This is a genomic window from Nocardioides sp. Iso805N (genome assembly GCF_000364605.1).
In the GTDB taxonomy this organism is placed as follows: Bacteria; Actinomycetota; Actinomycetes; order Propionibacteriales; family Nocardioidaceae; genus Nocardioides.
This window is the reverse complement of sequence record NZ_KB822577.1, coordinates 254,145-270,025: the sequence shown is the minus strand read 5'-3', so window position 1 is coordinate 270,025 and position 15,881 is coordinate 254,145. Positions and strand designations below refer to the sequence as shown.

17 protein-coding genes and 1 tRNA gene are annotated in these 15,881 nt (G+C 69.8%); 10 read left to right on the top strand and 8 right to left on the bottom strand.

Going from position 1 to position 15,881, the window contains the following annotated elements; genetic code table 11:
- The first annotated feature begins 12 nt into the window (after window positions 1–12).
- Window positions 13–759, top strand: a complete 747-nt coding sequence (locus H036_RS0108895) for an IclR family transcriptional regulator (RefSeq protein ID WP_017934435.1) — start codon at window positions 13–15, stop codon at window positions 757–759.
- A 55-nt stretch (window positions 760–814) separates the two neighbouring features.
- Here the strand turns inward: H036_RS0108895 and H036_RS0108890 are convergent, their stop codons facing one another.
- Together H036_RS0108890 and H036_RS22285 are read right to left on the bottom strand one after the other, a co-directional pair.
- The gene (locus tag H036_RS0108890; RefSeq protein WP_026145903.1) at window positions 815–1,576 is read right to left on the bottom strand and encodes an alpha/beta hydrolase family protein; all 762 of its coding nucleotides are present in this window, start codon (window positions 1,574–1,576) and stop codon (window positions 815–817) included.
- Window positions 1,577–1,636: 60 nt separating this feature from the next.
- Complete coding sequence (locus tag H036_RS22285; RefSeq protein WP_017934433.1) at window positions 1,637–3,115, bottom strand: APC family permease; 1,479 nt, start codon at window positions 3,113–3,115, stop codon at window positions 1,637–1,639.
- Between the two features lie 161 nt (window positions 3,116–3,276).
- On the opposite strand from H036_RS22285, the gene H036_RS0108880 reads away from it, so the two are divergent.
- From H036_RS0108880 to H036_RS0108855, 6 genes are all read left to right on the top strand, one after another.
- Window positions 3,277–3,990: a FadR/GntR family transcriptional regulator gene (locus tag H036_RS0108880; RefSeq protein ID WP_017934432.1), complete on the top strand. Its 714-nt coding sequence runs from the start codon at window positions 3,277–3,279 to the stop codon at window positions 3,988–3,990.
- The gene (locus H036_RS24350; RefSeq protein WP_017934431.1) at window positions 3,987–4,685 is read left to right on the top strand and encodes a cache domain-containing protein; all 699 of its coding nucleotides are present in this window, start codon (window positions 3,987–3,989) and stop codon (window positions 4,683–4,685) included. The genes H036_RS0108880 and H036_RS24350 overlap by 4 nt, the downstream gene beginning before the upstream one ends.
- A gap of 98 nt (window positions 4,686–4,783) precedes the next feature.
- Window positions 4,784–5,389 (top strand): dimethylamine monooxygenase subunit DmmA family protein, encoded by a 606-nt coding sequence (locus H036_RS0108870; protein ID WP_017934430.1) that lies wholly within the window; start codon window positions 4,784–4,786, stop codon window positions 5,387–5,389.
- The gene (locus H036_RS0108865; RefSeq protein ID WP_017934429.1) at window positions 5,386–6,357 is read left to right on the top strand and encodes a PDR/VanB family oxidoreductase; all 972 of its coding nucleotides are present in this window, start codon (window positions 5,386–5,388) and stop codon (window positions 6,355–6,357) included. The genes H036_RS0108870 and H036_RS0108865 overlap by 4 nt, the downstream gene beginning before the upstream one ends.
- 10 nt (window positions 6,358–6,367) lie before the next feature.
- The gene (locus H036_RS0108860; RefSeq protein WP_017934428.1) at window positions 6,368–7,438 is read left to right on the top strand and encodes a heme-dependent oxidative N-demethylase family protein; all 1,071 of its coding nucleotides are present in this window, start codon (window positions 6,368–6,370) and stop codon (window positions 7,436–7,438) included.
- Window positions 7,439–7,539: 101 nt separating this feature from the next.
- Complete coding sequence (locus H036_RS0108855; RefSeq protein WP_026145902.1) at window positions 7,540–8,916, top strand: NAD-dependent malic enzyme; 1,377 nt, start codon at window positions 7,540–7,542, stop codon at window positions 8,914–8,916.
- A gap of 65 nt (window positions 8,917–8,981) precedes the next feature.
- Here H036_RS0108855 and H036_RS0108850 read toward each other — a convergent pair whose 3' ends face one another.
- The 4 genes from H036_RS0108850 to lhgO form a co-directional block, all read right to left on the bottom strand.
- Complete coding sequence (locus H036_RS0108850) at window positions 8,982–9,563, bottom strand: hypothetical protein (RefSeq protein WP_017934426.1); 582 nt, start codon at window positions 9,561–9,563, stop codon at window positions 8,982–8,984.
- A 13-nt stretch (window positions 9,564–9,576) separates the two neighbouring features.
- Complete coding sequence (locus tag H036_RS0108845; RefSeq protein WP_157417191.1) at window positions 9,577–10,050, bottom strand: hypothetical protein; 474 nt, start codon at window positions 10,048–10,050, stop codon at window positions 9,577–9,579.
- A 5-nt stretch (window positions 10,051–10,055) separates the two neighbouring features.
- On the bottom strand, window positions 10,056–10,826 hold the full coding sequence (locus tag H036_RS0108840) for a hypothetical protein (RefSeq protein WP_017934424.1): 771 nt from the start codon (window positions 10,824–10,826) through the stop codon (window positions 10,056–10,058).
- Between the two features lie 224 nt (window positions 10,827–11,050).
- The gene (lhgO, locus tag H036_RS0108835) at window positions 11,051–12,328 is read right to left on the bottom strand and encodes an L-2-hydroxyglutarate oxidase (RefSeq protein WP_017934423.1); all 1,278 of its coding nucleotides are present in this window, start codon (window positions 12,326–12,328) and stop codon (window positions 11,051–11,053) included.
- 24 nt (window positions 12,329–12,352) lie between these two features.
- On the opposite strand from lhgO, the gene H036_RS0108830 reads away from it, so the two are divergent.
- Window positions 12,353–12,429: transfer RNA gene (locus H036_RS0108830), tRNA-Phe, on the top strand.
- A gap of 121 nt (window positions 12,430–12,550) precedes the next feature.
- Here H036_RS0108830 and H036_RS0108825 read toward each other — a convergent pair.
- Window positions 12,551–12,916: a hypothetical protein gene (locus tag H036_RS0108825; RefSeq protein ID WP_017934422.1), complete on the bottom strand. Its 366-nt coding sequence runs from the start codon at window positions 12,914–12,916 to the stop codon at window positions 12,551–12,553.
- A 330-nt stretch (window positions 12,917–13,246) separates the two neighbouring features.
- On the opposite strand from H036_RS0108825, the gene H036_RS0108820 reads away from it, so the two are divergent.
- Both H036_RS0108820 and H036_RS26070 read left to right on the top strand, forming a co-directional pair.
- The gene (locus H036_RS0108820) at window positions 13,247–14,020 is read left to right on the top strand and encodes a lysophospholipid acyltransferase family protein (RefSeq protein ID WP_017934421.1); all 774 of its coding nucleotides are present in this window, start codon (window positions 13,247–13,249) and stop codon (window positions 14,018–14,020) included.
- An 85-nt stretch (window positions 14,021–14,105) separates the two neighbouring features.
- Window positions 14,106–15,611, top strand: coding sequence for a hypothetical protein (locus tag H036_RS26070; protein ID WP_017934420.1), 1,506 nt, complete (start codon window positions 14,106–14,108; stop codon window positions 15,609–15,611).
- 9 nt (window positions 15,612–15,620) lie between these two features.
- Here H036_RS26070 and H036_RS24875 read toward each other — a convergent pair whose 3' ends face one another.
- The gene (locus tag H036_RS24875) at window positions 15,621–15,806 is read right to left on the bottom strand and encodes a DUF3073 domain-containing protein (RefSeq protein ID WP_081615496.1); all 186 of its coding nucleotides are present in this window, start codon (window positions 15,804–15,806) and stop codon (window positions 15,621–15,623) included.
- Between the last annotated feature and the right edge of the window lie 75 nt (window positions 15,807–15,881).

Below are 15,881 nucleotides of genomic sequence, written 5' to 3'. Positions count from 1 at the left end.
GGAAGGAATGTCATGGCTGGCCGTGCCGGCACACCAGGAACGACCGTCACGTCGCGCACCTTGGCGATCCTGGCGGCCTTCAACGAGCAGCACCGGTCCCTGACGCTCACCGAGATCGCCACGCGCTCCGGGATCAGCCGACCGACCGCCCACCGGCTCATCGCCGAGCTCACCGGCTGGGGCGCCCTGCGCCGCGACAGCCACGGCCGCTACGTCATCGGCCGGCGACTGTGGAACCTCGGCATGCTCGCGCCTGTCCAGACCGACCTGCGCGAGACGGCCTCGCCCTTCCTGCACGACCTCTACGGCGCCACCTTGGAGACCGTGCACCTCGCCGTCCGGGACGGCCTCGAGACGCTGTACGTCGACCGGCTCGCCGGCCACCGCTCCGTCCCGATCGTGAGCACCATCGGCTCGCGGCTGCCGATGCACGCGACCGGCGTGGGCAAGGTGCTGCTCGCATTCGCTCCGCCAGAGGTGCAGCAGGCCGTGCTGGGAGCACCGCTACGGCGCTTCACCCGCTACACCGTGACCACTGCCCCGCGCCTCGCCGACCAGCTCGAGCGGGCGCGCAGCGAGGGGTATGCGACGACGGTCGAGGAGATGAGCGCAGGGGCCTGCTCGGTGGCCGTCCCGGTCCTGGTGGAGAACACCGCCGTGGCCGCGATCGGCTTCGTGGTGCCGGACCTGCGGCGTACGCGTCCTCGACTGGTCGCCGCCCTGCAGGTCGCCGCTCAGGGCATCGCCCGCTCGCTCTGATCTGACCTGTCAGACGCCTCCGCCGGCCGCGGCACCCGGTCAACCCGTCCTGGACTCACTCCCCCAAGTACGGATCGGCCCAGGCGCTGACGATGCGCGCCGCCCGCTTCGCCTGGCCGGGCGCGGTGAGGAGGTGGTCGGAGCCCTCCAGCGACACGAAGCTGCGCGGGTGACGCGCGAGGTTGAAGATCTCGCTGGCGTTCTCGATGCCGACGGTGACGTCGGTCGGCGAGTGCATCACGAGCAGCGGGCGGTGCAGCTTCGGGATGACGTCGAGGAGCTGCGCGTGGCGTACGTCCTCGACGAAGGCGCGCTTGAGGGTCAACGCCTTGGAACCACCCACCAGCCACTGCGCCGAGCCGTCGTCGAGCACGCGGTCGACCACCGCGTCGTACTGGTGCTCGGCATGGCTCGGGTCGGAGGGCGCACCGACCGTCGCGACGGCACGGACGCCCTCCACCCGCCCGGCCGCGGCCAGGACGGCGCAGCCGCCCCACGAGTGCCCCACCAGCAGCCGGGCCGGGGTGCCGCGCTCGGCCATGAACCCGACGGCCTCGATCGTGTCGGCCACCTTCACGGTGAACGAACCGTCGCCCCAGTCGCCCTCAGAGTCCCCCAGGCCGAGGTTGTCGAACCTGAGCATGCCGATGCCCTCGCTGGCGAGCTGCCGGCAGATCCGGGCCGCAGCGGGTGAGTCCTTGCCCAGGGTGAAGCCGTGGGCGAAGACGCCCCACCCTCGGACCTCGCCCTGAGGGAGATCGATCAGGCCGGCCAGCATCGGACCGGTCGAGCTGCGGAAGTGCACGCGTTCAGCCACGAGCACCGATCTTCCCGCAGGTCCGGCCCGAGCCGGAATTCCTTGCCACGACCGGGCCGATCAGACCGGGTCGCCCACCAGCTCGACGTCGACCGTCTTCGGGATGGCGTCGTCGTACGGCGCGTCGCTGCGACCGTAGCTGCGGTGCAGCGCCATGTAGACCAGCCCGAGCACGACCACCACGGCCGCGCTCAGCAGCACCAGGTAGTTGTCGTACCAAGCGGCGTCGGGCGTGCGCGGCCAGGCCATGTTGACCATCGCGCCGACGCCGTAGGCCAGAGCCAGGATGTTGACCGGCAGGCCCCACTTCCCCAGCTGGTAGACGCCCGACGGCTTCCAGCCCTTGATGCGTGCACGGAGCGCCGCGAAGACGACCATCTGGAAGCCGAGGTAGATGCCGAAGCCGGCGAAGCTGACGATCTTGGTGACAGCGTCCGCGCTCACCTCGGAGAGCAGGATGATGAGGGCCGGCACGACCGCGGCGAGGACCAGCGAGTACGGCGGCACCCCGCGCTTGGCGTCGAACTTACGGAACAGCTGGGACCCCACGATCATCTCGTCGCGGCCGTAGGCGTAGGTCAGTCGACTGGCGGCCGCCTGCAGCGACATCGCGCAGGAGAGGAACGAGATCAGCACGACGCACAGGACGATCCGGGCGCCGACGGATCCGAAGGCGTCGGTGAGCACGGTGTTGATCGGGTCGGCGTCCTTGCCGCCGATGACCGCCGGGATGTCGGCGACCGACATGGTCAGCGCGAGGCAGACGAAGATGGCGGCGGCGCCGCCGATGTAGATGGTGCGACGCATCGCCTTGGGGATGAGCTTGCCCGGGTTCGGCACCTCCTCGGCGACATCGCCGCAGGCCTCGAAGCCGTAGTACTGGAAGATGCCGATCAGGCTGGCCGCGAGGAACGCCGAGACGTAGTGGCCGTGGCCGGCGCCGTAGCTGTGGAAGATGACCCCGATGCCGTGGTAGCGGTGCGTGAAGATCAACCAGAAGCCGACCGCGAGCGCGCCGAGGAGCTCGGCGCTGAAGCCGATGATCGCGCAGATCGCCAGCACCCTGGTGCCGAGGAAGTTGATGATCGTGGCCAGCACGATGGTCGCGATGCCGCACAGCACGACGGTGTTGGTGCTCGCCTCGATGCCGAGGACCGGCGCGACGTAGAAGCCGGCGGTGTAGGTCACGGAGGCGATCGTGGTGAACAGGGCGATCATGTAGACCCACCCGGTCATCCAGGCGTACTTCTTGCCCCACAGGCGGCGGGCCCACGGGTAGACGCCTCCGGCCACCGGGAACTGCGCGACGATCTCGCTGAAGACGAGGGCGACCAGGAACTGGCCGATGCCCACGATGACCAGCGACCAGATCATCGGCGGGCCCGCCAGCGCCAGGGAGAGCGCGAAGACGGTGTAGATGCCGACGACCGGGGAGAGGTAGGTGAAGCCGAGCGAGAAGTTCGCCCAGGGGCTCATGTCGCGACGGAACTCGGACTCGTAGCCGAGGGCCGCGAGGTGCGCGTCGTCAGAGTGATGCATGGTGGGCCTTCGGGGTCGGAAGATGGGCAACGAGCGGAAACATACAGAACTAGAGGTTTCGTGGCTAGGGTCACATCCGACATACCTCGCGTAAATTCCGCACCACCGGCGAAGCATCGACCCAGGGAGCGACCATCGACACGTCCATCCTGATCGCGCCGTTGCGTGGCGCCAGTCGCGCGGCGGAGATCGCCGACCGGGTCACCGAGGCGATCCACCTCGGCCTGCTGGCGGACGGCGAGCGGCTCCCGCCCGAGGCCGAGTTCGCCCACAGCCTCGGCGTCGCGCCGATGACGTTGCGCGAGTCATTCGCCTTCCTACGCGAGCGTGGCCTCGTCGAGACCCGGCGCGGACGCAACGGCGGCACGTTCGTACGCCGCAACCTCGAGCCCCCGGCCGAGCCGGATGCCGCCCGCCTCCGGTCGATGTCGGTCGGCGCGCTGCGCGACCTCGCCGACGAGCAGATCGCCATCTCGGCGACCACGGCCCGGCTCGCGGCCGAGCGCGCCACCGCCCACGACGTACGCCGGATCGAGATGCTTGCGGGGCAGCTCGCCGTGGCGACGACCCGCGGCGCCCTGATCAAGTCCGACAGCCGTTTCCACGTCGAGATCGCGATCGCGACCCGCTCGGAGCGACTGCTTCGCCGCGAGGTGGCGCTGCAGGCCGAGTCCGCCGGCATGCTGTGGCTACCGGGGCCAGGTGCCGAGACCGTGGGCGCCGCGGCAGCGGAGCACCTGCGGATCGCCGAGGCGATCCGCGCCGAGTCGGGCGAGGCGGCCCATGCCGCCGCGATCCACCACGCCCGCGAGAACCTACGACGCCTCGCCGCCACCCGCCAGGAACTGGTCGAGGCAGAAGGGAGCCCGGCATGACGTTCGAGGACGTACGCCGTCAGGTCGCCGCGCTGGTCGAGCACGAGCTCGCCCCCGTGATGACCCTGGCCCGCGCCTACGAGGAAGCGATCCAACCCGCCCGGATCGGCCGCCTCGGGGACGCCGAGATCGCGGAGAAGGTCGGCGTCCTGCGCGAGGAGCTCGCCACTACCGAGGCACTGGTCGGACTGGGCTTCGCCGCCGGCCGCGGCACGATGGCGGCCGGCGACAACTACCTATTCTGGCTGCTGAAGACCGCGCAAGGGATTCGGCGGCTCGCGCTCAACCTGCAGCCGGGCGACCCGGACCTCTACGACTACCACGGGTCAGAGTGGTTCACCGGCGCCCAGACGCAGCGCACGCCGTCCATCTACGGGCCCTATCTCGACTACAGCGGCGCGGGCCTGCTGATCCATACCGCCGCGGTGCCGATCACCAGGGGCGACACCTTCATCGGTGTCGCCGGCGGCGACCTGCTGGCCGACACCGTCGAGGAGCAGCTGTCCCGACTGCTGCGTGGCCTCCACGGCGATGCGCTGATCCTCACCCGCGACCGGGTCGTGATCGCGGCCACCGGGTCGCGGTGGCTGCCCGGCGAGCGCCTGGCCACCCATCCGGTCGAGGGGCAGTGGGCCTCGGTCGCCCCGATCGGCGACTGGACCGGTTGGACGATCGCCGCCGGCCCCACGGACTGACCCGCGACCCGACCCGCGACCTGACCCACGGCGCCGACCCCACAACTCGCCCTCGGAAGGCTCTTCCCAAATAAAAACTCTAGTTCTAGAGTAATTGCATGATGATCACCGGCATCAAGAGCCGGCCCGTCTACGACGTCCTGACCCCGATGCCTGGCGCGCTGCGCCACGTGCTCGCAGGTCAGGGCAGTGGCGGTGCCCCGCTCGTGCGCCTGCTCGGCGAGATGAGCCCCGAGCAGCGCGCTGCCACCACCGTGCTCTACGCGACCGAGTCCTTCACCGGACGCAACCACCTCGAGGACCTGCGCGCGGCCGGGCCGGGCGGCCTGCTCGTCTTCGCCGCCAACGCCCAGGCCGTGGCCGGACTCGACCAGGTCCTGTCCACCGCGACGATGGGCACCCGGCTCTACCTCGCCGGTTCGGAGAGCTTCATCGGCACCGCGATGCAGGTCGCCCAGTCCTACGACCTCGACCGCGACGAGGTGCTGCGCGAGCACGCGGGATCGGTGACCCGCCGGGTCTGGTGCGCGCACTGCAACACCTACACCGAGAACGTCACGCGCCGCGTCTTCGAGTGCCCCGGCTGTCACCTCGACCTGATCGTCCGCGACCACTACTCGCGCCGCCTGGCCGCCTTCCAGGGCGTCAAGGCCGACGGCGAGGTACCCGGAGAGCTGCCCGAAGCAGAGGAGCTGGACACGTGAGCACCGCCCATCAGGGGACGCTGGAGGTCCGCGTCGAGCGGATCGAGCCGGTCACCCCCGAGATCAACCGCTACACGCTCTGCGCGGCGGACGGCTCGTGGCTGCCGCCCTTCTCCGGCGGCTCCCACGTCACCGTGCTGATCCCCGACGGCGAACAGACCCGCCGCAACGCCTACTCGCTGATGAGCTCTCCCTACGACGCCGGCACGTACCAGATCGCCGTACGTCGGGTCCCGGACGGCAAGGGCGGCTCGCGCGCCATGCACGACGGGATCAAGGAGGGCGACCTGCTGGACATCACCATCCCGGCCAACCTCTTCCCGCTGTCCAAGCACGCCCGCCACCACGTCTTCATCGCCGGCGGCGTCGGCATCACGCCGGTCTTCGCCCAGCTCGAGGAGCTGTCGATGAAGGGTGGCTCGTTCGAGCTGCACCTCGCGGTGCGAGGGCCGGAGCACTCCACCCTCGGCGTCGAGCTGGCAGCGAGGTACGGCGACGCCGTCACCATCTGGGAGGACACCTCGGAGGTACGGCTCTCGATCGCCCAGGTGCTCGCCGATCGCCCGCTGGGCACGCACGTCTACGTCTGCGGTCCGGCCGGGATGATCGAGGCGGTGCTCGCCACCGCGCACGGCCTCGGCTGGACCGACTCGCACATCCACTACGAGCGGTTCGACGACCTCGGCTCGACCGGCGAGCCGTTCACGGTGACGCTGGCCAGGTCCGGCGTCGAGGTGTCCGTCTCCCCCGAGCAGTCACTGCTCGAGGCGGTGGAAGGGGCCGGCCACCGGCTCCCCTACCTGTGCCGGGGCGGGGCCTGCGGCGAGTGCGAGACGGAGGTCGTCGAGCTCGTCGGCACCATCGACCACCGCGACGACTGGCTCTCGCAGAGCGACCGCGCGGCCAACAAGCTCATCATGCCCTGCGTCTCGCGGGCCACCTGCAGCAAGCTCGTCATCAACGCCTGAGGAGACGGACATGACCACGTACAAGCTCGACGAGACCTACACGCCCGAAGGCGCCTACACCTACGAGAACTCGCGGGAAGCCGTACGACGCCTGCCGTTCCCCTTCCCGGACGACGAGTACATGTACTCGATGAACCTGGAGCCGCACGTCCCCGCCGGGGAGGGCGCCCTCAAGGCGCGCTTCGACATCGATGAGCACTACGTCTCCGAGTGCCGGCACCGGGCGGCCACCATCGACGCCGCGCCCGGCGTGCACTACCTGGCCCTCCCTCACATGATGGAGGCGCAGTGGGACATGCTCGAGCTGATCTTCGAGTCCTATGCCGCGGACTACCCGCAGCACTTCACGCTCACCAAGAACGGCAACGAGTGGCGCTGGCAGAACCGGCTGCTCGGACTCGACGACACCTTCACCTTCGGTGACCCGACCACGCTCCCCTACGAGCCACTCGAGTACGCCACCCGGCAGGCCCAGGGCGAGTTCGTCGTCCTGGAGGAGAAGGACGGCACCCTCATCATCGGCGCCGGCATGACGACCCAGCGCGCCGACTACTCGCTGCGGTTCAACATCGGGATGAACTTCACCGAGTTCCACGGGCCCGTCCCGAAGCTGCACACCATGGGCATCCTCGATCGTGCCCTGAAGTTCCTTCTCCGGATGAAGCCCGGCCACCCCGTACGTCGGGTGAACTGGTCGCTCACCGTGAACCCCCGCCTGGAGACCTCGGTCGAGACCCTGCCCGACTGGGCTCCGGACCGCGCCACGGTCACGGCCGAGAACGCGGGCGAGCTGGTCAACCTGCGCATCGAGCTCCAGCCGCTGCACCGCCTGCCGCGCTCGAACGCGATCGTCTTCCCGGTCCGCACCTACCTGGTCTCGCTGCAGGAGCTGGTGGACCACGCGCCGGACTGGGCCAAGCGGATCCACCGCGCGCTGGCCTCGCTCGACCCGGAGCTGGTGGACTACAAGGGCTTCCACCGCTACCACGCCGCGGCCGTCGAGTGGCTGTCCCACCACGACGACGGTGCTCCGCTGGCATCCGGCTACCCGTGGTACCCCGACGGCATCCAGCCCGGCTGAGGACCCCTCGTCCCGAGCCTCTCAACCCTCGGTTGGCAGAGCGTCAATCGTACTGTCGGGTAGTTTTCCAGGACGGTCGACCGCAGCGCATAGTGGACGCCATGAAGACCGCCACCGCCGCTTCGAACTCCATCACGATGCGCCTCCACACGGCCCCCGACCACGGCGTGGTGGGTGCGGTCGCGACGGCGATCTCGGGCGTGGGCGGCGTCGTCACCGCGATCGACGTGGCCGACTCCAGCCACGATCGGCTGGTCGTCGACGTGACCTGCTCGGCCGCCGACGCGGAGCACGCCGTCGAGCTGGAGAAGGCGGTGGCGTCGGTTGAGGGCGTGACGGTGCACAAGGTCTCCGACCGCACCTTCCTCGCCCACCTCGGCGGCAAGATCGAGGTCGGCTCCAAGGTGCCGCTCAAGACCCGGATGGATCTCTCGATCGCGTACACGCCCGGCGTCGGCCGCGTCTCCAAGGCGATCGCCGAGCACCCCGAGGACGTCTCCCGCCTCACCATCAAGGGGAACACCGTCGCCGTGGTCACCGATGGCTCAGCCGTGCTCGGGCTGGGCAACATCGGCCCCGGCGCGGCACTGCCGGTGATGGAGGGCAAGGCGGCGCTGTTCAAGCGGTTCGGTGACATCGACGCGTGGCCGATCTGCCTGGACACCCAGGACACCGACGAGATCGTCCGCACGGTCGAGCTGATCGCTCCCGGCTTCGGCGGGATCAACCTCGAGGACATCGCGGCTCCGCGCTGCTTCGAGATCGAGGCCCGGCTGCGCGAGCGGCTCGACATCCCGGTCTTCCACGACGACCAGCACGGCACCGCGATCTGCGTGCTCGCCGGCCTGACCAACGCCCTGCGCGTGGTCGGCAAGAAGCTCGAGTCGGTGAAGGTCGTCGTCTCCGGCGGCGGCGCAGCAGGTACGGCGATCGTCGGCCTCCTGCTGGCCGCGGGCGTCACCGACGTGGTCGTCTACGACCGCCTCGGCTGCCTGGTCGCCGGCGACGAGTCCCTCTCCCCCGCACACCGGGAGCTCGCCGGCCGGACCAACCCCCGGCGGGTCGCGGGCGACCTACGCACCGCGTTGCAGGGCGCCGATGTCTTCATCGGCGTCTCGGCCCCGGGTGTGCTCCAGCCCGAGTGGATCGCCGAGATGGCCGAGAAGGCGGTCGTCTTCGCGATGGCCAACCCGGACCCGGAGGTCGACCCGGTCGCCGCCGCGAAGTACGCCGCCGTCGTCGCCTCCGGCCGCTCCGACTTCCCCAACCAGATCAACAACGTGCTGGCCTTCCCGGGCGTCTTCCGCGGTCTGCTCGACGCCCGCGCCCAGCAGGTCACCGTCGAGATGATGCTGAGCGCGGCCGACGCGATCGCCCACGTCGTGAGCGATGCCGAGCTCAACCCGAGCTTCATCATCCCGAGTGTGTTCCACCCCGACGTGCACACCGCGGTGGCGAACGCGATCGCCGGGCACTGAGCCTCCTGCGTACGCCGCCGGCAGGTGTCGCGCGCCGGTGACGCGGTGACGCCGGGGCTGGTCGCTTACTTCGGCGAGGGTTGCACGAGCATCCCGTCGTTGTCGGGATAGGCCCCGTGGTTGGGTGCTTGGGCACACCCGCGCCCATAGGCCCCCCTCGCCGTCCAGGTCGCGGTACCCGCCTGGGCGGTGCGCGTCGCCGTGATGGTGCCGCGGACGTCGACGCATCCGGTCAGCGGAACGTAGAGGAGCCCCAGGTCCTCGCTCTTGTCGGTGCCGGCGCGGGTGAAGGTGACAGGGAGACCGTCCTCGCCGTTCCCGGTCGCGGTCACGACGACGGACGTGATGGCCCAACCCGCCTCGTAGAACTCGGTGTCGGTCTGCACGCACAGGCCCGTTGACAGGGTCCCGACCGCCAGGAGGGACTGGAACCGGGCGAGCTGCGCGGCTTCTCCAGCCGCGGGCCTGAACCTCGTCGCATCCTGTTGATGCGCCCAAGCCTCGACACAGGGCGCTGAGACCTTGGTCGCCGACCCGCCGCCGTCATCGACCGAAAGCGTGGCGACCGCTGCCACCGCAGCGCCGGCCACAGCAGAGGCGACCGCGACCCCGGCCAGCCTGCGGGTGCCCACCATCTCGACAATCACCTGCTTCTCTTGATCAGTCGAACAGCTTGTTGCACGCGTCGTTCTCCTCGGCGAGGACGTACCACGACCGGCCCACCTCGATGACCTCTCGCCCTTCCTCGCCACCGTTGTGGAGCGGGAAGTAGGCGAGATCCAACGTGGCCGATGCCGACCCGCCGCCCGTCACGCTGCTCGGCGGCGAGACCCGGGCCCATCTCACCGGCGCACCCGCGACGGGATGCAGGTGCGCCAGACCCTGCTCCTCCAGCCGTGCGCACTCGAGGGGAATGCGCGCGCCCGTCACCAACGAGTCGGGGTCTCCGTCCGGCTGATAGGCCAAGAACGAGCGGAGCGCCTCCGCATCGGACTTCTCGATGGCGGCAAGGTAGCCCTGCACCGCCGCCGGCTTCGTCCGAGCGTCGTCGGAGCTGCAGCCAGGGCACAGGCAGACCAGTCCGATGCAGACAGCAGCCAGCGCCGATCTTCGGCCGCCAGTCCCGCCGCTCACGTCGGCTAACGGGTCACCGCGTAGCCGAGCAGAGTGCGGGTCGCAGTCGGCTTGTAGCCGGTGTAGGCATAGCCGTGTGTCTGCTGCTTCACCGCGGCCCACTTGTAGGTATAGGCCGGTCGCGTCGCGTTGAAGGTGAACTTCGGCACCTTCTTGTTCGCCACCTTCTCGGAGAAGGCCAGATCGACCAACCTCATGTCGCTCGCATGGGCACTACGCCACGCAGCACCCGTGGTCGTCAGGGACGCTCGAGTCACCGTGGTACTCGCACAGAGGACCTGACCCAGCGAGATCGACGGTCCGACGCCGAAGAACGAGTAACCGACACTGACCGACGGGCATCCCGACAGCACGGTCTTCCGGTAGGTCGGCGTCGCGTTGTAGACCCTGCTCTTGGCGGGCAGGGACGACGCGACCCTGACGGCCCACGTGCCGTCCCTGCCTTCGAGTCCAGCGTCAGCCTTCTGGGTGACCTTGAAGGACATGCGCACTTCGCTGATGTAGTAGTCGGCCGAGGTGTCCTTGTCGCTGAGCCGGTACTTGTACGTGCAGTAGGTCACCGTGCCGCCCGCGCCGTGGCCCTTGTAGCCCGGGTACAGGTCGGGAACCTTGCCGTCGCCGATGCCCTCTCGGTAGCCCAGCGCCGCACTACAGCCTGACGTCACGATCCTCGCCGGCACGCTCACCGGCAGCGCCTCGGCGCTGGGGACGGCCATCAGGCCGGCACCGAGAGTGATCGCCAGGGCACCGACGCCCAGCCATGGGTTAGCACGCATAGATCTACGCCTCTCAACTTCCCGGATCGGACCGTGTCGGGAGGTCAAGAAACACGCAACGCATGCCAAGCACCCCGAGCTACACCAGGCACTCAAGCACAGATATGGTCTTTCATCAATCTTTTGTGCCTTTTACTGACTCTTCGGTGTTCAGTGCCACTACCGCTCGACTCCGCGGACGCGCTGCGGCGGTCGCACGGTCTCCGGGGAGGCCTTTCGGGTGCTCAGGACCGGCCGAAGGCCCGCTCGACGATGTGCTCCGCGATGGCCAGGCTGGAGGTGGCGGCGGGCGAGGGCGCGTTGCGCACGCTGGTGATCCCGTCGCCGGAGTGGATGACGAAGTCGTCGACCAGCGAGCCGTCCCGCTCCAGCGCCTGGGCGCGCAGCCCGAGCCCCGCCCGTACGACGTCGGCGGCACCGATCTCCGGCACGTACCGCTGCGCGGTGCGCATGTAGGCCCGACGCGACAGCACGCCGCGCAGCTCGGTGACGCCGGCGCGCCAGTTCTCCCGCGCGAAGCTCCAGAACCCGCCGAACGCGAGCGTGTCGCCCAGGTCGCGGGCGTCGAAGGAGAGCCGGCCGTAGCCGCTGCGGCTGAGCGCCAGGAACGCGTTCGGTCCGACCTCGAGGCTGCCGTCGACCCGGCGGGTGAAGTGCACGCCGAGGAACGGGTAGCGCGGGTCCGGCACCGGGTAGACCATCCCGCGCACCAGCTCCTGCTTGGCCTCCGCGACCCGCATGTACTCGCCCCGGAACGGCACGATCCGGGGCGAGGCCGGACCGCCGACCAGCGCACCCAGCCGGTCCGACTGCAGCCCGCCGCAGATCACCAGCTGATCCACCGTCCACACCTCCGTCGAGTCGGGCCTCCGTCCCCGTCGAGTCGGGCCTCCGTCCCCGTCGAGTCGGGCCTCGGTGCGCACCTCGACCCCGCCGGCGACCCGGCGGACGCCGGTGACCTCGGTCCCGAGCAGCACCCTCCCTCCGGTCTCCTCGATCTCCCGGCCGAGCGCCTCGGCGACCGCGACGTAGTCCGTGATGGCCGTGGCCGGCGAGTGCAGGGCCGCGATCCCGAACGCGTGCGGCTCCACCTCGGTGATCTCGGCTCCGTCGAGCCGCCGCAGGCCCGGTACGCCGTTGGCGCGGGCGTTCTTCTCCAGCGCATCGAACCGCTGCATCTCCCCGGGGTCGACCGCGACCACGAGCTTGCCGCACTCGAGCAGCGGTACGCCGTGCTCTGCGGCGTACTCCTTGAGCAGGTCGCGCCCCCGCGCGCACAGCTGCGCCTTCAGGCTGCCGGGCTTGTAGTAGATGCCCGCGTGCACCACACCGGAGTTGTGGCCGGTCTGGTGTGCGGCCAGCCGCGGCTCCCTCTCGAAGAGCGTCACGATGGTCCCGGGCCGCCGTCTGACGACCTCCCGCGCGACGGCGAGGCCAACGATCCCACCGCCGACGATGCCGACGGTCTGTGGACTGGAGGCGATTGGGTGCGAAGGGGTCACATCCGGTAGTGTCTCGCATCGCTTGGCCAGGTAGCTCAGTTGGTACGAGCGATCGACTGAAAATCGATAGGTCGGCGGTTCGACCCCGCCCCTGGCCACCACACTCAGAAGGCCGCCTCATCACCCGTGAGGCGGCCTTCTGGTTTGTGAGGGCGTCCCGCCAGGGCTGCTCCTGACGGACACGTCGGCCCCCATCCGAGTGCGTCTGCGACACGCAGAGGGTCAGTCTTGTGGCGTTCCGACCTGATCGATCGCGATCCCCAACTGCCGACAGACATCGAAGACGTGCTCCTCATGTAGCCGCTTGTCCAAGTCGTCGCGGTGGGTGATGGCTTCGAGCAGTCGGTCGTGCTCGAACTCGACCAGGACGGCGTCGTCAGACCTGCGGAGGACGCGCAGCACGGTCGGGTCCTTCGGTTCCCAGTCGAACACCAGCCACAGCGGCTCGGGGCTGAACCAGACGATGAAGGCCCAGACCCGATGCCGGACGCGTGCAGCTCCACTGACCGACACCGGGTCCAGACGCACGCGCAGGTACCGTGCCGCCTTCGAGGAAGCAGGCACGGCATCAGCATCGGTAGTGCTCACGGCGAGATCGTACGAGCCACAGCCTCACAGAGTGCGAGGTCCGCGCATACGCACCCGCATGGGCGAAGTGCCCAGGAGCCGAGCGATACTCAGAGCGCCCTGGAGGCAACGCCAAACGGATCGCCCACCGACCCCGCCAGCGAAACCGACACATGGCCGCAGCACCGGCTCCAGAACTCGTCCCATCGCCCACTCCCGGTGGCCGGCTGCCCTCACCAGCACTTCGCAAGCGTGTCGAAGGCGTTTTGTTCGCCACGAACAAAACTCGGTGCCCCTTCCACGTCGCGCCCACATGAACCGGCCAGTAAAGACGGCCACGATGGTCGCACCATGGTCGACATCAGCTATCCCGCCGTCATCGCCGCCGCCCGCACCTGGTTCAAGCTCGGCGACCTCCGCATCAACATGACCGGTGAGGAGAACATCCCGACCGAGGGCGGAGCGCTGCTCGCCGTCAACCACCTGTCCTACGTGGACTACATCATCGCGGGCTTCCCCGGCGCTGAGCGCCACCGGCTGACCCGCTTCATGGCCAAGCGCGAGGTCTTCGACCACCCTGTCGGCGGCCCCGTGATGCGCTCCTTCCACCACATCAGCGTGGACCGCTCCGCGGGCGCCGAGGGCATGATGGTCGCCGCCCGCAAGCTGCGCGAGGGCGAGCTGGTCGGGATCTTCCCCGAGGCCACCCTGTCGCGCAGCTTCCAGATCAAGGATCTCAAGTCCGGCTCGGTGCGGATCGCTGCCGACGCGGGTGTGCCGCTGATCCCGGTGGTTCTCTTCGGCACGCAGCGGATCCTCACCAAGGGCCGCAAGCTCGACCTGACCCGGCACCGCACCGTCGGCATCGAGGTCGGGGAACCGATGCATCCCACCGGCACCGACCCGGTCGCGGAGACCGCCGAGCTCAAGGCCCGGATGGAGCAGATGCTCGACCGGCTGATCCGCAACCACCCCGCCGACGAGATCGAGCCGAACGCCTGGTGGATGCCGAAGGCGTATGGCGGCTCCGCGCCCACGCTCGAGGAGGCCGAGGCGATGTACGCCGAAGAGCGTCGCGAGCGCGCAGCGCGCAAGCGGGCCAAGGCGCAGGCCAAGAAGCGCTGAGAGCTCGCTGCCGCTCGCACCGCGACCGTCGGGAACGGCGCTACCGGACGACCCGTCGGCTCATGAGATGCGAGAGGATCGCGGGGTGCACCTGCCCCGGTTCGAGCCCGCTGCCCGGCTGCGTCCGGTCTCCCTGCTGAGCACGGTCCAGGTGCGCGCCCACGGATCGCGCTCGGCCGCACCCTGCCCGCGGCCGGCGCCGTACGCCGCGGTTCTCGCCTCCGGCCCCGGCGAGCGACTGGTGCTCTTCTGGCGCTCCGGGGAGGACCTCCTGGAGGCGGAGTACGCCGCGGGTCGCGTGCTGCTGCGCGTCACCACCGGTGGCCGCACCACCGAGCACCGCAGTCGTCGCTTCTCCCGGCTCGGCTCGCCCGCGACCGATGTCGCCCTGACCCTGACCGGGACGCACCTGACCGTGCTCACCCGCAGCGCCGGCGAGGACTGGCTCGCCCGCGCGCGGGTCGACCTGGCGAGGGCAGCCAGGTCCGGCACGGCCGCGCTCATCGACACCCGGAACGCGGCCTGGCTCGGTGCGCTCGAGGTCGGCCACGAGGGTGCCGTGGAGGCCCTGGAGGCGGGCGGGTTCGGCCAGCTGGGGCTCCGCGACCTGCGGCTCGCCAGCCATGCCGACGGCACGGCGTACCGACTGCGCGACGGCCGCCCGGTGCTGACGGCGACGAGCGCCGGGCCGGGGTTCTTCGACACCGCCCACACCTCGGTGTGGGCGCTCGACCCGGTCGCGCCGACGCTCGAGCACCTCAGCGACCTCTACTTCCACCGCCCCGACAGGCCCGGCGTCTTCGGAGATCACGCCACCCACCTGGTCCGGGATGAGAGCCCAGACACGGGCCCAGAAACGGGGCCGGACGGCGGCCGCTGGCTCGTCGCGACGAGCACCTGGGGTGACTTCGATGCCAACCGTGCGGGTGCCAGCGTCGAGGTCACCTTGGCCCGGACCGACGCCGACCTGCTCGACGGCGAGCACGTGTTGGAGACCGAGCCGCTCAGGCTGCCGACCGACGGCTTCACGTCGGTCGGGGTGTGGGACCCACACCTCGTCCGGGTCTCCGCAGGCTCGACCGACTCCACCGACCCCACCGGCACGACCGGTGAGGAGAGCTGGCTGGTCGGCTACGTCAGCGCACGGCGGTTCTTCCGCTTCCACCCCGTCCTCGCCGCCGGCCCGAGCCTCGATCGACTCACCGTGCGCGGCGTGGACCCACGCCGCCGGGCCACCGAGGGGACCACGCTGGCGCGGATCGCTGGCGCCAGCGCCGACCCCACGCCCGCCGACCCAACGCCCGCCGACCCAACGGCGCCCGAGGGCGACTGGGTCGTCCTGGCCAGCGACGGTCGGGACGGCCGCACCGGGCAGCGCGAGCGCTACCCGGTGTTCGACCTCGACCTGCGAGAGATCGGCACGTTGTCCGCGCCGTACCCGACGAACATCCCCTGGCCCACGCTCGTGCCGACCTCAGCGGACGGAGACGAGCAGGTGCTGGTGGGATTCGACGGCACCGGATGGGGTGGCAGCCTGCTCGGCTACGGAACCCACGGTGACGTCGTGATCGCGAGGAGCGTCAGCGACTGAGTCGCTGCGTCAATCGCGCGAGGGACCTCGATAGTCGGACCATTGGTCTGACTCATCGATGGTGTCAGACTCATCCGTATCGGCTTCATCGCCGTGCAGCTCTCGCGCAAGAGCACCGAAGTCGGTGTCATGAGTGCGGTACTTCAGGTCGCGAGCGACCTTCGTCTGCTTGGCTTTAGCTCGGCCGCGCCCCATAGGGTCCAGCCCCCTCGCACACTTGGCCGGGATGACTCCCGGACTGCCTCAAAAGTTGTCGTGGGGGCAACGCTA

Bases quoted from the DNA above. Each gene is read 5' to 3' on its own strand.
- H036_RS0108895 (WP_017934435.1), top strand. From the start codon at position 13: ATGGCTGGCCGTGCCGGCACACCAGGAACGACCGTCACGTCGCGCACC.
- H036_RS22285 (WP_017934433.1), bottom strand. From the start codon at position 3,115: ATGCATCACTCTGACGACGCGCACCTCGCGGCCCTCGGCTACGAGTCC.
- H036_RS24350 (WP_017934431.1), top strand. From the start codon at position 3,987: ATGACGTTCGAGGACGTACGCCGTCAGGTCGCCGCGCTGGTCGAGCAC.
- H036_RS0108870 (WP_017934430.1), top strand. From the start codon at position 4,784: ATGATGATCACCGGCATCAAGAGCCGGCCCGTCTACGACGTCCTGACC.
- H036_RS0108860 (WP_017934428.1), top strand. From the start codon at position 6,368: ATGACCACGTACAAGCTCGACGAGACCTACACGCCCGAAGGCGCCTAC.
- H036_RS0108855 (WP_026145902.1), top strand. From the start codon at position 7,540: ATGAAGACCGCCACCGCCGCTTCGAACTCCATCACGATGCGCCTCCAC.
- H036_RS0108840 (WP_017934424.1), bottom strand. From the start codon at position 10,826: ATGCGTGCTAACCCATGGCTGGGCGTCGGTGCCCTGGCGATCACTCTC.
- H036_RS0108820 (WP_017934421.1), top strand. From the start codon at position 13,247: ATGGTCGACATCAGCTATCCCGCCGTCATCGCCGCCGCCCGCACCTGG.
- H036_RS24875 (WP_081615496.1), bottom strand. From the start codon at position 15,806: ATGGGGCGCGGCCGAGCTAAAGCCAAGCAGACGAAGGTCGCTCGCGAC.